The organism is Thorsellia anophelis DSM 18579, assembly GCF_900111395.1.
In the GTDB taxonomy this organism is placed as follows: Bacteria; Pseudomonadota; Gammaproteobacteria; order Enterobacterales; family Thorselliaceae; genus Thorsellia; species Thorsellia anophelis.
In genome coordinates this window covers 29,613-44,862 of sequence record NZ_FOHV01000006.1, presented here as the reverse complement: position 1 = coordinate 44,862, position 15,250 = coordinate 29,613, and the positions used below count along the sequence as shown (strand labels likewise).

The window sequence follows — 15,250 nt, the reverse complement described above, 5'->3', positions numbered from 1 at the left end:
TGTGATTGCTTTTTTAATGTAGGCAATTTAATGTTGGGTGTGTTATGAATAGTGTATTGGATATCGAAAAGCCTGTAAAAATTGACAAGATATTTCAATCGCCTAGACTAAACTTAAATCAGGCTTTATGCCCGCATTGTGATTTGGTGGTAGATTTGCCACGCCTAAAATTAAATCAAAAAGCAGATTGTCCAAGATGTCATACCACATTAAAAATCAATTGGAGTGAACCTTTTAACAGAGCGACTACCTATTCGGCTGCTGCATTATTTATGCTTATCTTAGCGAATTTATTTACGTTTGTGAGTTTAAGCGTTGCAGGATTATCTAGCAATATTTCACTTACGTCGGTTTTAGAGATTATGGTTGACCAACGTTATGATCTTTTAGCATTGCTTTTTATGATATTTGTACAAATTCTACCAGCATTTTGTATGTTTGCACTATTTTGTATTAGTACCCGCATGCCTATGCCATACCGCTTAAAAATATTTCTGGCAAAGTGGCTTATCTTATTGAAACCATGGTGTATGGTAGAGATTTTTTTAGTTGGTGTTTTAGTGAGCTTTGTCAAATTAATGAGTTATGGCAGTATCGATATTGGTCCAAGTTTTATTGCATTTTGTGCTTATTGTATTTTGCACGTAAGGGCGTTTCAATATGCTGATAAAACTTGGATTTGGGGAACAATTGCTAAAGCCCCAGATATAAGGCCATTAAAGGCAGGTGTTTCTGGACTAGAACAACAAGTTAAATCTTGTCATTGCTGCGGCGCTATCTTAGTAGAACAAAGCGTGAATTGTACGCGATGTTTCACAACGAGCTATGCACGTAAAAAAGAGAGCATACAGATTACACTAGCATTACTGATTGGCTCTATAGTCTTATACATACCAGCAAATGTACTCCCAATTATGACCACGCTTGCATTTGGTTCTTCTATGGACTCAACTATTATGGCAGGAGTTGTTTTATTATGGGGAGGCGGTGCATATCCTATTGCTTTAATTATATTCATTGCAAGTGTTTTAGTACCAAGTCTTAAAATGGGGGCGATAGCTTGGTTGTGCTGGTGCACAAAAACTAAAAAAGTGCTCAGTGGCCACAGAATGATGCAAGTTTATGAAGTAGTTGAATTAGTTGGTAGATGGTCGATGGTGGATGTATTTGTGATTGCGGTGCTAGTTGGATTAGTAAGTTTTGGTAATCTAATGAATATTTTTCCTGCGCAAGGTGTGATTTATTTTGCTTTTGTCGTGATTGTGACTATGGTCGCATCAGTATTTTTTGATCCAAGATTGATGTGGGATAGACGCAGCGAAAATCTCAAACGAAAACTTGAGACTAATAAACGAAGCCTCCATTTAGGAATAACAAAACTTGCTTAGGAGTAGATTAAATTCACTTAACGTTTAGATGATACAAATTGTACAGTCTGTTTAGTGCGATCATCATTAACCTAAAATAAATTGAGCTGTATTGAAGTTAACAACCTATATTCAAACATAAGAGATAACAATGTCTAAAACCAAAAAAACTATACTTTCAAATGACTTAACGCCGACAAATAATCTTGATTCCAATGTATCTGGTGATGAGACACTAGAATTTGCACAAGTGAATAATGTAAAACGATATTGGTCACCCGTTTGGATAGTTCCGATTATTTGTGTTTTGATTGGTTTATGGATTGTTTATAAACACTATAGCTCTTTAGGTCCCCAAGTGACTCTTATCACTGCGACAGCAGACGGTATTGAAGCTGGTAAAACTAGAATTAAAACTAGAAACGTTGATGTTGGATTGGTTGAAACAGTGGAGTTAAGTAAAGATCTTTCTCAGGTCATAGTTACTGCAAGGCTTTCAAGTGGAACTGAATCATTTCTTCGTTCTGATAGCGCATTTTGGGTGGTCAGACCGCAAATTGATAAAAGCGGTATCTCAGGTCTTGGAACTATCTTATCTGGCCCATTCATTGAACTTCTTCCAGGTGTGAGTGAAACCAGTAAAGATGAATTCACTTTACTCGATGCCCCACCTATTGCAGCGCCAGATGCAAAAGGGTTACGGATCTTTTTAGAAAGTGAACGTTATGGTCAATTATCAGCAGGTGATCCTGTTTTATTCAGAGGATTTCAAGTAGGAACAGTAGAAACAAGTGTATTTAATCAAGAATCACGCACAATGAAGTATCAATTATTCATTAATTCTCCGTTAGATGCATTAATTACAGAAAATGTCCGTTTTTGGAAAGATAGTGGTATTAATGTCGATTTGTCAGCTCAGGGAATTAGAGTAGAAATGGGTTCAATCACGACGTTATTTAGCGGTGGGGTAAGTTTTGATATCCCTAAAGGCTGGGAAAGGGGCAATAAAGTTAATAATAATGCTGTATTTAAACTTTATGACAATAGTAATAGCATACAAGAACAAGAGTTTAAAGAGTATGAACCGTATGTAATTTTAGTGGCGGAGTCGATTAGAGGGCTTGATGCGGGTGCACCTGTAGAATTTAGAGGTATTAGACTTGGAACTGTTATTGAATCCCCAATGCAAATACAGGAAGAAAATATACTCGGTAACGATAATTTATTAATTCCAATTTTAATTCATATTGAGCCTGCACGTTTTACGCAGTTATTAGGTAGTCAATTTAATGTAGTAGAGCAATTTGAGCGAGGTGAAATAAAAGGGCTGAGGGCATCATTAAAAACAGCGAACCTACTAACAGGTGCATTATATGTTGATCTTGATTTTTACCCAAATGAAGCGCCTTTCCAAGGAGCTCAAAAGTTTGGGGGATTAGCAGTATTACCAACAGTCAGTGGTGGAATCGCTCAAATACAACAGAAAGTGATGACTGCATTAGATAAGGTAAATAGCCTACCAATTGAGCCGTTACTAAATGAAACAACCACAACAATAGTTACAGGGCGTGATACACTCATAGCGCTTAATGATACGCTTGAAGGGATAAACAAAATTTTGAGTAATCAATCGACTCAGCAATTACCGACAAATATTCAAGCGACTTTGGTCGAGCTTAATGCGACCCTTGAAGGGTTACAACCAGGCTCTGAAAGCTATACACATGCAGTAAGGACGCTCCAAAGGTTAGAGCAGACTCTTAGAGAGTTACAACCCTTATTGCAAACACTTAATCAAAAAAGTAATGCGTTAATATTCCAAGCTCCTAGTGCTGAAGATCCAATTCCTAAAGCTTTCGAGGAGTAAAATCAGCAATTATTTTGAGTTCAAGTTATGATTTGAACTCAAGCTAAACTAACAAAAGATTAAAACGAGGGGAAAATAATGCGTAAGATAACCTACATTAGACAGAGTAAGGACTTTGTCCAGTTAGGACTTAAAAATATGAAATTAATGATGCTGATGATAAGCTTAGTTATTTTGACTGCATGTGGTTCTGGTACAGAGACTACGCAATATTATCAATTGCCTAATAGCAGCCAAAGCCATATACAAAAACCAACCGCAGCTACTAAAATTGTTTGGGTGGATACTGTACAATTAGCCCAACAGCTCTCAAGCGTTAATGTTGCGTTTCAAACAACAGATGTGAATTATACGCTTGCGCAAAATCATCATTGGGCAAGTCCATTAGATCAGCAATTGCAATTCGCTTTAGTCGATGAACTAAGTAGACAGCTTCCTAACACGTGGGTAACAACAGCGCCGCAGAGTCAAAATGCAGCAAGAGTATCAGTTACTATTACGCAATTTCACCCGCGTTATGATGGAAAAGTGATTCTCAGTGGTAGATTTAGCCTCTCACAAGGTAGTAATATAATTGCTCAGCCCTTTGAATTAATTGCACCGCAATCAAAGGCTGGGTATGATGAGTCTATTCGTCAGTTAGCCCTCTTATGGCAACAACAATCCGTGGCTATTGCTCAATTACTACAAGATTAAAACATACCAGAGTAAGTTAATCAAATTTGCTAGATTGTTAATGCTAAACATGATTAACTACTGAATAATATGCTGTTTTGATATGATTTACTAATATTTTACACGTGAGCTAAAGATATTATGGTTATACGACCTTTTGCCTATGAAGATTTTGATACTGTTATTGTACTTTGGGAACGTTGTAATTTAGTCAATGATGCGGATGATCCCGAAATGGATATAGAACGTAAAGTTGCACATGATCCTGATTTGTTTTTAGTAGCTGAAATTGCGGGTGAAGTGATAGGTACTTTAATGGGCGGGTATGATGGACATCGTGGTAGTGGTTTTTATTTGGCTGTGCACCCTGATTTTAGAGGCAGAGGGATAGCCAATGCATTAATCAATCGATTAGAAAAAAAACTTTTAGCAAGAGGCTGTCCTAAGATTCATTATATGCTTAGTGCTGAGAACTATATGGCCATAACAATGTATGAAAAATTAGAATATGAGGAAGAAAGTACTTTATTGCTTGCAAAACGGTTAATTATTGATAATTAGATCGTTCTCAGTGCTTAAAGAAATTCATAAATTGATTTATCGCACGTTTAATTTTAAAAAGCGATTCATAATGACACCAACTTATTTGCCCTGAACTATTTTTACCATGGCTTGTATCTGTTCATTATTTTTAAATTGGAGATAAAATGAAAAATATTAACCCTCAAAGTACCCATGCATGGCAGTCTTTAACTGCTCATTTTGAAGAAATGCGTCACTCCACATTATCTGATTTATTTACTAAGACCCCAGAGCGTTTTGAACAGTTTTCAGCAACCTTCTCAGATAGTATGTTGGTAGATTACTCTAAAAATTTGATTAATGAAAAGACCATGTCATTACTACTTGATCTTGCAAAGGAGACCTATCTTTCAGATGCGATAAAATCGATGTTTCAAGGTGAAAAAATTAATCGTACGGAAGATAGAGCCGTGTTACATGTTGCTTTGCGCAATCGCAGTAATAATCCTATCATTGTTGATGGCAAAGATGTCATGCCTGATGTTAATCAAGTTCTAGCTCAAATGAAAGCTTTCTCAGATAAAGTTATTAGTGGACAATGGAAAGGCTATACTGGAAAGGCCATTACTGATGTTGTAAATATAGGGATTGGTGGCTCTGATTTAGGGCCTCTAATGGTTACAGAAGCTTTAAGACCATTTAAGACTCAGCTTAATATGCATTTTGTATCAAATGTGGATGGTACGCATATTGTAGAGACCCTTAAAAAGGTTAATCCAGAAACAACATTATTTTTAGTTGCTTCTAAAACCTTTACCACACAAGAAACTATGACAAACGCTCACTCGGCTCGTGATTGGTTTTTGTCTTCTGCAAAAGATACAGCCCAGGTCGCTAAACATTTTGTTGCCTTATCAACTAACGCTAAAGAAGTCAGTGCGTTTGGAATAGACACTGCAAACATGTTCGAATTTTGGGATTGGGTAGGGGGGCGTTATTCATTATGGTCAGCTATCGGTTTATCAATAGCACTCTCAATAGGATATGATAATTTTGAGCAGCTGCTCTCTGGTGCTCATGAAATGGACAACCACTTTGCTAATACGCCATTAGACTCTAATCTACCTGTTATACTTGCTTTAATTGGTATTTGGTATAACAATTTTTATGGCTGTGAAACAGAAGCGATTTTACCTTATGATCAGTATATGCACCGTTTCGCTGCATATTTCCAGCAGGGCAATATGGAGTCAAATGGTAAATCAGTTGATCGTAATGGCGCTGAAGTAACCTACCAAACTGGTCCTATTATTTGGGGAGAGCCTGGTACTAATGGGCAGCATGCATTTTACCAACTTATCCATCAAGGCACTAAAATGATTCCTTGTGATTTTATTGCGCCGGTTACAACATTTAACCCAATTGCAGATCACCACCCTAAATTACTTTCAAACTTTTTTGCTCAAACACAAGCATTAGCGTTTGGTAAAACTAAAGAACAAGTTTTAGCTGAGTTTTTAAAAGCAGGTAAATCTGAACAAAGCGTTGCTGATATTGTTCCTTTTAAAGTGTTTACAGGTAATCGCCCAACCAACTCAATTTTGATTAAATCAATCACTCCGAAAACACTTGGTTCACTGATTGCACTATATGAGCATAAAATCTTTACACAAGGTGTGATTTTAAATATCTTTTCATTCGATCAGTGGGGGGTAGAGTTAGGGAAACAACTAGCTAATAATATCTTACCTGAATTATCAAACAATGAAACCATTACAAGCCATGATAGTTCAACAAATGGATTAATCAACCAATTCAAATTATGGCGTAAGCAATAGTTTCTCGTTTATTAATGATTCTAGTAGCTCGATTTGGCTACTAGAATCCAAATTACCAAATAATATTTGAGCAGCTTAAGAAATAGATATCCTAAAGTGGGTAGCTATTAATAGCCTGATTGCAGCATAATCTCTAGAAAAGGTTTAAAAGATAAAAAGAGAATAAAATTATCGCAAGAAGATAGCTAACTTAAAAGTGGTCTCCTGCTAAATTAAAATTATGCTAAACTAAATTACTTCAACCTAATCGTTATGCTAGTACATATAGGGCAACTCCTTTCCAAAGATAGAACCTAAATCTATATTTTCATTAATTTTATCTATTATTTTATTAAATTATAAAAGCAATCCCAATACAATTGTGGCTAAGTAGTGATAACAACTGCATGAGCTGCGTGGCTCAAGTTCGGTTTTATTAAATGATAAGGGGCAATGCAAGTTGTCCACTTGGTAAAGTGAATATATTGGCAATTGAGATATTTTGTGATGTTAAGATAATGTGTAGGATAAATACTATTTAACAATAAAGAATGTAAAACCCAATTGCAAGATTCTAAGGCGAGTACTACTCACATTAACGAGAGCTAAATTTTCGTTAATGTGAGTATTGAAGATTTACTGCTCGTTTTTCTTTTTCTCTTGATTTTTTTCTTGTTGCTCAATAGCTAGGCCTGTAATGATAGCTAAACAGCAAGCAAGTAGTGTTCCAAGAATCCAAGCAAAATACCACATAAAAGACTCCTTATTTATTATGTGATTGAATATATTCAATCACATAAATTAAGCTAGATTAGTAGAGACGATGCTTATTATCTTCAATAAAGCTATCATTTAAACGGCCAAACATTTTGTAATATGACCAAGCTGTGTAGCTAAGAACAATTGGTACAAAAATAATAGCCACAATAGTCATGATCTGTAATGTGAGTTGACTTGAAGTCGCATCCCACATTGTTAAGCTTAGATTAGCATCAATTGTAGATGGCATAATGAATGGGAACATCGCAATTCCGAATGTCATTATCACGCCAACTTGTGTTAATGATGAAAATACAAATGACCAAGCGCAACGTCCTGCTTTAGAAGTAATAATAACTAATAAAGGGCATAAAGCACCAAGTGCTGGGAAAACCCATAGAATTGGATAAGTTTTAAAGTTATTCATCCACGCACCTGACTGCACTGCAACTTCTTTACCGAAAATAACAGAAGGGGCAGAATGGTCTAAGACTGATGTTAACACATAACCATCAATTCCCATCGCAATCCATACTCCACCTAGAATAAACGTAGCAGAAGTAATCAGAGCTGTAATCATTGAAGCTTTACGAGAGCGAACATGAAGTTCGTCTGTAGTACGCATTTGTAAGTAGGTTGCACCTTGCATAGTTAACATCATCAAACTTACAACCCCAGCAAGAATTGCAAATGGGTTAAGAAGTTGGAAGAAATTACCATCATAAAAGATATTCACATCGGCATCAAAATTGATAGGCACACCTTGTAATAAATTACCAAATGCAACACCAAAAACTAATGCCGGAACAAAACTACCAGTGAATATACCCGCATCCCACCAATTTCTCCATTTTGGATTTTCTAATTTTGAACGATAATCAAATCCAATAGGACGGAAAAATAACGCACTCAATACCAAAATCATCGCAATATAGAAACCAGAGAAAGCAGTTGCATAAACTAGTGGCCAAGCTGCAAAAATAGCACCACCAGCAGTAATTAACCAAACTTGGTTCCCATCCCAATGTGGGGCGATACTGTTTATCATCACTCTGCGCTGAGTATCGGTCTTACCAATAATCGGAACGAGTATTCCAACGCCCATGTCAAAACCATCTGTAATAGCAAATCCAATTAGTAAAACACCAATTAGCAGCCACCATATAAATCGCAGTACTTCATAATCAATCATAATCAGGCTCCTGCAGCTGGATTAGCTAAACTTGAGGTATTATTTTGCTCAAAGTGATAACGACCTGTTTTTAATGTGCTTGGTCCAATGCGTATGAATTTTTGCATTAGGTAAACTTCGATAATTAAGAACAAGGTATATAACGCTAAAATAAGCCCCATCGAAAAGAGTAAATCGCCTGTCGTTAAGTTTGACGCAGCTATATGGGTAGGTAATATCTCTCCAACTGCCCAAGGCTGACGACCATATTCTGCAACGAACCAGCCCGCTTCAACTGCAATCCAAGGAAGAGGTAAGCTCCAAAGTGCCCATTTGTGTAACCAGCGTTTCTCGCCAATTTTATTTTTAAGCGTAACATAAGTTGCAGCCATAAATAAAAATAGCATTAAAAATCCAGCTAATACCATTATTCTAAATGAATAATATAATGGTGCGACTCTTGGAATTGAATCTTCTGTTGCTTGTAAGATTTGTTCTTCAGTTGAGTCTATAACTTTGTCATTATAACGTTTAAGTAATAAGCCATAGCCAAGGTCATCTTTTGTCGCTTCAAATTGCGCCATTACGTTAGCATCTTGATTACCATTACGAAGCTGTTGCAGGGCATCATAAGCAATCATCCCATTACGAATTCTATCTTCATGTTGCTCTTTTAGTTCACGAATTCCAAGTACTGGTGTATCTAGTGAACGAGTTGCAATAATGCCTAATGCCCAAGGCACTTTTACTGCAAAATGATTTGTCATATTATCTTGGTCAGGAAAACCAAATAAGGTAAACGCAGCTGGAGGTGGTTGAGTTTCCCATTCAGCTTCAATTGCTGCAAGTTTAACTTTTTGAACGTCACCTAACTCATAACCAGATTCATCACCTAGCACGATGACAGATAAAATACCAGCCAGACCAAAAGTCGCTGCAATCGCAAATGAACGCTTAGCAAAAGCAAAATCGCGGCCTTTTAATAAATAGTATGAACTGATTGCAAGAACAAAAATAGCGCCTGTTGTATAGCCTGCAGCAACAGTATGCACAAATTTAACTTGAGCCACTGGATTGAAAATAAGTTCAGCAAAACTACTCATTTCCATACGGTAGGTTAGGAAGTTAAACTCAGAACCAATAGGGTGTTGCATCCAACCATTAGCGACTAAAATCCAAAGAGCGGATAAATTTGATCCTAATGCGACTAGCCAAGTTACGGTAAGATGTTGTAATTTTGATAGTCTGTCCCAACCAAAAATGAATAAGCCAACTAAAGTTGATTCTAAGAAGAAAGCCATCAAACCTTCGATTGCAAGTGGCGCACCGAAAATATCTCCAACATAGTGAGAATAACGTGACCAGTTTGTACCGAATTGGAATTCCATAGTCAAACCTGTTGTAACGCCAAGTGCAAAGTTAATTGCAAATAGCTTACCCCAGAATTTGGTCATGTCTTTATAGATTTGTTTACCTGTCAGGACGTACGTCGTTTCCATAATTGCCAAAATAAAGGTTAACCCTAGTGTTAATGGCACAAATAAAAAGTGGTACATCGCTGTCAAGGCAAACTGTAATCGAGAGAGTTCTACGACGTCTAACATTTGACCTCCAGCGGTTTTAAGAAAAATTCAATACAAAAAGATAAACGTGTCTATTCAAACTCGTTTATTTATCTTTGCAAGAATCGTTTGTGTTGCGTAAAAGTTGATTTTTACGTATTGAAAACTTCAATCTACATGAGTGTATTCTCATATCGGATTTTGCCCATTCATATTATTAGAAATGGATAAAATATAAAGTATCATTAGCTTGAATCCCTTATGTTTTACTTCTTAGTAATTAAAGCACTACAACCCAATAATAACTAGTTAACATTATAGTTAAGAAGTTCCTGCAATAAATTAACAATTGCGAAACGGTTGATTTAGATCAAATCAAATGATCATTGTCTTAACATTTTTAAAGTAGAGTGTAGATTCGAAAATTTAAATGCTTGAAATTAGCTATCGGCAACGTTTTAAAGAATAATTAAGTGGAAAAGATTAGAAATGATTTAAAGAAAAGTATTTACGTATTGTAAAAAATGCTGCAAACCTGCAGTGGTATCAAAATGATACTGAACCAGAGTTAATCCAAAACTATAGTGGTTTTTCTGTTAATGCGTAATTTACTTGTTTAAGTCAAAATCATCAGGGTAGTGTATTGGATTAGATTAGCAGTAAATATTTGATTAAATAATGAGTTTAAGATTTATTATTTCGTAAAGAGTTTAAATGAGTTTCTATTTCATTATACTGTCTTTAAAAAAGAGGATGAAAAATTGATAGACCTAAGTGCAAATAAAATAGAGATTATTTGCCTGATTGTGCATTTTTACTAGTCGTTAAAGTCAAAAAGTGGTCTATTTAAATTATTTTATCATCTAGGTCACGGCAATTTGAAAACTATCTATCAGACAGAATAAAATAGGTTACATTATATCACGTTACATTAAATTGATATCTAGCTCATCACAAACTAATATGATTAACGGATAACTGCAGAATTAATTTTATTTTAAAGACTTATTCTACTTTTCTTTTTCATGATATCAATTGTTAGTGCAGCGATTAGCACAAATATTTAGATAATATGCCGGAATCATTTCATTCCATATTCGCTGCGCAGTAGTAACGTTTAATGATCTTTTCCAAAATAGCCTAAACAGTGCATTAGATAAAATGCTCTTGATATTGTTATTCTGTTATTTTAGACGCATTTATCAAATTGTTAGCTAAGTGTCTGTAAACCCTTTCCCAATCAGGCGGGGATATAAGGGCACTAGATTGGTTATACTCATGACAGCACTTACTGCGTTGCCATATTCTTATTTTGTACGAATTTCATTTAATGTATCTAACATGGTCGGGTATTTAAATATAACCCCACTTTCAATTAATTTGATGCTACTGACATTTTGACCATCAATAATTAATTCTGACATCTCACCAAGTAATTTAGAAATAGGCTTAGCTGGTATGTTTAGTAATAAAGGTCTCTTAGCCCACTGACTAACTATTAGGGCAAATTTTGCTTGGCTAAGCGTTTCTGGCGCGACTAAATTATAGGTGCCATTGACATTAGGATTTGCTATTGCATGGGCAAAAGTACCCATTACATCCTCAATATGTATCCAACTCATAATTTGGCTTCCAGAACCGATTTTACCTCCTAAACCAAAATAATAGGGTAAGAGCATAAGTGGGAATATTCCACCATAACCTAATACTACTCCTAACCTAAAAATGGTAAGCCGAGTTTTATTTGAATCAAATTGCTTAGCACTTTGCTCCCACTCGTAGCATAGTTCAGCCATAAAACCAGAACCTTTTTGACTTGATTCTGTTAATATTTCATTAGGGTCTCTCACACCATAAAAGCCAATTGCAGAGGCTTGAATGACTAATTTAGGTGGATGTTTCGCTTGCTTAAACCATGTGGTTAATTTCTCTGTTGTGCCTACTCTGCTAGCCATGATGTGAGCTTTTCTTTTTTCACTCCAAGGAAGGCCCCAAATAGGTTGACCAGCCAGGTTAATAACAATATCAAATTCTGTTTCGTAGGATAGTTCACTAAGATCTTTGATTATGCGAGCTTTAGCATTAAATAAGTAAGCTGCATTAAGTGGATTTCGGCTTAGTACCACAACTTCATGTTTTGCTTCCAATAATTGACGGACTAAGTAGCTACCTATAAAACCTGTACCACCAGTGATTAAAAAACGTGAAAAAGGAAGATTGATAAAAGGGTTTTCTGGTGGTTTCTTTTGTTTCCATTTTAAAGATGCTAACAAATCACGAATCCCCGAAATGGACACACCTACTGCAAATAGAGTTAACACCCAACCACGCCAACCTAAATTGATACTTACAATTTCGGTTGAAAAATTATGCCATTGTGCCAAGGTTACAAAATAGAGTCCAAAAATTGCACCACCATTAATCGCTAAAATCGTGTGTAGTATTCTTTCTATAGCAGGTAATTTTCGGCTATTGTCTTCAACGATAAAATCCCATAAGGTCAGACCTATCTCGATTAATATAATCGTTATCATCAAGAAAACCCAATTCCCATGCATACTAAAATGAGCAATGAGAAAAAAGAAAAGTCCGTACAGCATTGAGCGAATGCTGTGAATAAATAGTTCTAGGCGAGCACTTCGTTTTTGAGGGAGGGCTACACGTATTTCGTGATGATAAATTGTGTCAAAAGCTCCCAATAGTGCTTGTATAATTAATAATGTAATCACCAAATCATACAGGGGGTTAAATAGCACTAGATCATTCATTTAGCTTTCCTTTTATCAACAATTATAATGTTCAGATTAGGGCTGATATATCTAATATTTGTGTTTCACGCTACTGAGTATTTTTGATTTTTTTTCGGTCAATTATAATAAGCATTATTAAGGGAGGAACAATAGTAATGGTTGCAATAATATTCACAATAAGGTGAAAGTATGTTCTTGTTGTGATAGAAACATAAATGTCTTGTGGTACCCAAACTAAAAAAGCAACAAGTAAACCAAACCATATAATTGGCCTAACCAATGTATGACCAAGGTAAACGAGTAAGAGCATCAAAATAGATAAATATTGTAAAGTTGCGCCCATCAATTCCATCCACCAGATCTGTAGTTGCCTTGCATTCCCAGGAGCGCCTTCTGGCCAGAAAAATCGTTCAATTTGTAAGTGATAGAATTCGAAAAAAGGCGCATCGCTCATTTGTGTTAGGAATATCCCCGTAGCTAAATGAATAAAGCTTACTGCATAGAGCCAAAATATCAGATTACGGCGATTGTTAATGCGACTGATACGAGCAAATAGGGAAGGTGAATTTGTCATAGACACTCCTAAAATAGACGACTACAAAAGGAAAAATGATGCGTACGGGTAATGGCTTTTAATTTTGAATGTATACTCATTTATCCTAAATGAGAAACGTGCTCTTCATTAGCTAAAAAATGATAGACTGCCATTTGTCCTCTTATTTTAGTTTTAGAGTTGCGTTTCAACGTTGTTAAATCACGTGCATAACGATTACTGAGTTCCTTGTCAATGATTCTTGCTTTAACATTATCGCTCAGAAGTAAGTTAACGATGGTTAATATTCTGGCTTTAAGATCTTCGTCTAAAATAGGCACCGCCACTTCAATTCTAAAATCGATATTCCTAGTCATCCAATCAGCTGATGAAATATAGATGCGTTTATCCCCACCGTTTTCAAAAATGTATACTCTGTCATGTTCTAAAAACCTATCTACAATACTAATAGCTCGTATGTTATCACTCACTCCTTCTAAACCAGGAATAAGCGAACACATGCCACGTACAAGTAAATCTACTTGTACGCCTGCTTTTGAAGCTGCATAGAGTTTTTCGCTCAGGCCTGTATCAACAAGGTTATTCACCTTCAGAATAATTTTAGCTTCAATTCCTTGTTTAGCATGTTCGATTTCATTATCAATCAACTCATAAAGTTTATTTCGACTATTTTGAGGGGAAACCATTAAATGTGAAAAAGTAACAGGTCTATAGGGATTTTCAATGAAGTTAAAAACACTTCTTACTTCATTTGCAATCTCTTGGTTAGCCGTCAAAAGAGAGTAATCAGTATAAATTTTTGCTGTTTTTTCATTAAAATTACCCGTTCCAATATGAGCATATCTTACTATTTTATTGTCTTCTCTGCGTGATATTAAGAATAATTTGGCATGAATTTTTAAACCTGGCGCGGAAAAAATAACATGTATACCCGCTTCGGTGAGTCTTTTAGCCCAATCAATATTAGCCGCTTCGTCAAACCTGGCTTGTAGTTCTACAACCACGGTAACTTTTTTACCATTATACGCAGCATGGATAATAGAGTTTAAGATATTAGAATCTTTCGCTACTCGGTAAATATTAATTTTGATTGAAAGCACATCAGGATCAAATGCAGCTTGGTGCAATAATTGTAAGACATGATCAAATGTATAATAAGGGTAGTACAATAAAATATCGCGATGCTTAATTGCCATAAATTTATTACGAAACGCATTAAAATTATTATGGGTTAAACAGTGCAATGGTTTATTTTGTAAAAATGGTTTATCAATATGGGGGAAATTAATGAAATCCCTAAAATTATGATATCTACCGCCAGGGATCACTGAGTCATACGATGTTAATGCTAATTTTTCCATCAAAAGCTTGACCATTTCATCTGGCATCTCACGTTGGTAAGCAAACCTTACAGGTTTTGCAGTGAGCCTTTGTTTTAAGCTTGATGACATGATTTCAAGCAAACTTGATTCAACCTCTGTGATTAAATCATACTCTGCATCTCGGGTCATTTTCATTGAGTAAGCATGAATTTCTGTGAAATCGAAAAATGGCTGGAAGATATCGTCTAGGCATAATCTTAATATGTTGTCAGCTAAGATCATTGTTTTACGCCGACTTAAAGGCTCAGGTGGTAATTTTATGAATCTAGGAACTTTATCTGTTGGTATTTCTAATAAAGCATGGTTTATTTTCTCATCTTGTACAATTTCAACAGCAAGGTACGTATACTCATCTTTTAGAAAATCAATGAGTCTTGTATCGTTATTAATGAGAATTGGGATAATATGTTGTTTGATATTATGTTTAAAATAATCTCTTAACCATTTGATCTGCTTTTCAGTGAGCTGTTGTTCATTGACTAAAAATATATGTAGACGCGCAAGCTCAATCAATAAATTCGAGTATATCTGATCGAACTGCTGGTCACTCTTTACAGCTTTCGATTGAATTTTCTTTAATAAATGCCTGAGGGCTTTACCGGTACCTTGCGCTTCGCCTATTACCACACGACTTTTCAGATCAGAAAATCTAACTTTATAAAATTCATCTAAGTTATTTGCGTAGATCCCCAAAAAACGCATCCTATCGATAATAGGGTTACTTTTATCAGCCGCTTCTTGAAGTACTCTGTCATTAAAGGCAAGCCAGCTTAGTTCTTTTTCAATATACAACTTTTCTTGTTTCATTTTTGCGACCAACGTTTC

Annotated in this window: 11 protein-coding genes; 5 read left to right on the top strand and 6 right to left on the bottom strand. The window is 35.6% G+C overall.

All coding sequences use genetic code 11. The features are described 5' to 3' along the window. The first annotated feature begins 44 nt into the window (after window positions 1–44). The 5 genes from pqiA (at window position 45) to pgi (ending at window position 6,269) form a co-directional block, all read left to right on the top strand. Complete coding sequence (gene pqiA / locus BMW37_RS04930; protein WP_093318265.1) at window positions 45–1,388, top strand: membrane integrity-associated transporter subunit PqiA; 1,344 nt, start codon at window positions 45–47, stop codon at window positions 1,386–1,388. Between the two features lie 130 nt (window positions 1,389–1,518). Then, a complete protein-coding gene (gene pqiB / locus BMW37_RS04925) occupies window positions 1,519–3,234 on the top strand; it encodes an intermembrane transport protein PqiB (protein WP_093318263.1) in 1,716 nt (571 codons plus the stop codon). A gap of 78 nt (window positions 3,235–3,312) precedes the next feature. After that, window positions 3,313–3,930, top strand: coding sequence for an ABC-type transport auxiliary lipoprotein family protein (locus BMW37_RS04920; protein WP_093318262.1), 618 nt, complete (start codon window positions 3,313–3,315; stop codon window positions 3,928–3,930). A gap of 120 nt (window positions 3,931–4,050) precedes the next feature. Next, window positions 4,051–4,470 (top strand): GNAT family acetyltransferase, encoded by a 420-nt coding sequence (locus tag BMW37_RS04915; protein WP_093318261.1) that lies wholly within the window; start codon window positions 4,051–4,053, stop codon window positions 4,468–4,470. A gap of 146 nt (window positions 4,471–4,616) precedes the next feature. Continuing rightward, window positions 4,617–6,269: a glucose-6-phosphate isomerase gene (gene pgi / locus BMW37_RS04910; RefSeq protein WP_093318260.1), complete on the top strand. Its 1,653-nt coding sequence runs from the start codon at window positions 4,617–4,619 to the stop codon at window positions 6,267–6,269. Between the two features lie 615 nt (window positions 6,270–6,884). Here the strand turns inward: pgi and cydX are convergent. From cydX to ppk1, 6 genes are all read right to left on the bottom strand, one after another. Continuing rightward, the gene (gene cydX, locus BMW37_RS04905) at window positions 6,885–7,001 is read right to left on the bottom strand and encodes a cytochrome bd-I oxidase subunit CydX (RefSeq protein ID WP_093318258.1); all 117 of its coding nucleotides are present in this window, start codon (window positions 6,999–7,001) and stop codon (window positions 6,885–6,887) included. Window positions 7,002–7,059: 58 nt separating this feature from the next. Continuing rightward, on the bottom strand, window positions 7,060–8,199 hold the full coding sequence (gene cydB, locus BMW37_RS04900; protein WP_093318257.1) for a cytochrome d ubiquinol oxidase subunit II: 1,140 nt from the start codon (window positions 8,197–8,199) through the stop codon (window positions 7,060–7,062). A gap of 2 nt (window positions 8,200–8,201) precedes the next feature. Further along, window positions 8,202–9,782, bottom strand: a complete 1,581-nt coding sequence (cydA, locus tag BMW37_RS04895; protein WP_093318256.1) for a cytochrome ubiquinol oxidase subunit I — start codon at window positions 9,780–9,782, stop codon at window positions 8,202–8,204. A gap of 1,265 nt (window positions 9,783–11,047) precedes the next feature. Next, window positions 11,048–12,508: a TIGR01777 family oxidoreductase gene (locus tag BMW37_RS04890; protein WP_093318254.1), complete on the bottom strand. Its 1,461-nt coding sequence runs from the start codon at window positions 12,506–12,508 to the stop codon at window positions 11,048–11,050. 70 nt (window positions 12,509–12,578) lie between these two features. Beyond that, entirely contained in the window at window positions 12,579–13,064 is a 486-nt protein-coding gene (locus BMW37_RS04885; protein ID WP_093318253.1) for a hypothetical protein, read from the bottom strand. Window positions 13,065–13,144: 80 nt separating this feature from the next. Continuing rightward, window positions 13,145–15,232, bottom strand: a complete 2,088-nt coding sequence (ppk1, locus tag BMW37_RS04880) for a polyphosphate kinase 1 (RefSeq protein WP_093318251.1) — start codon at window positions 15,230–15,232, stop codon at window positions 13,145–13,147. Between the last annotated feature and the right edge of the window lie 18 nt (window positions 15,233–15,250).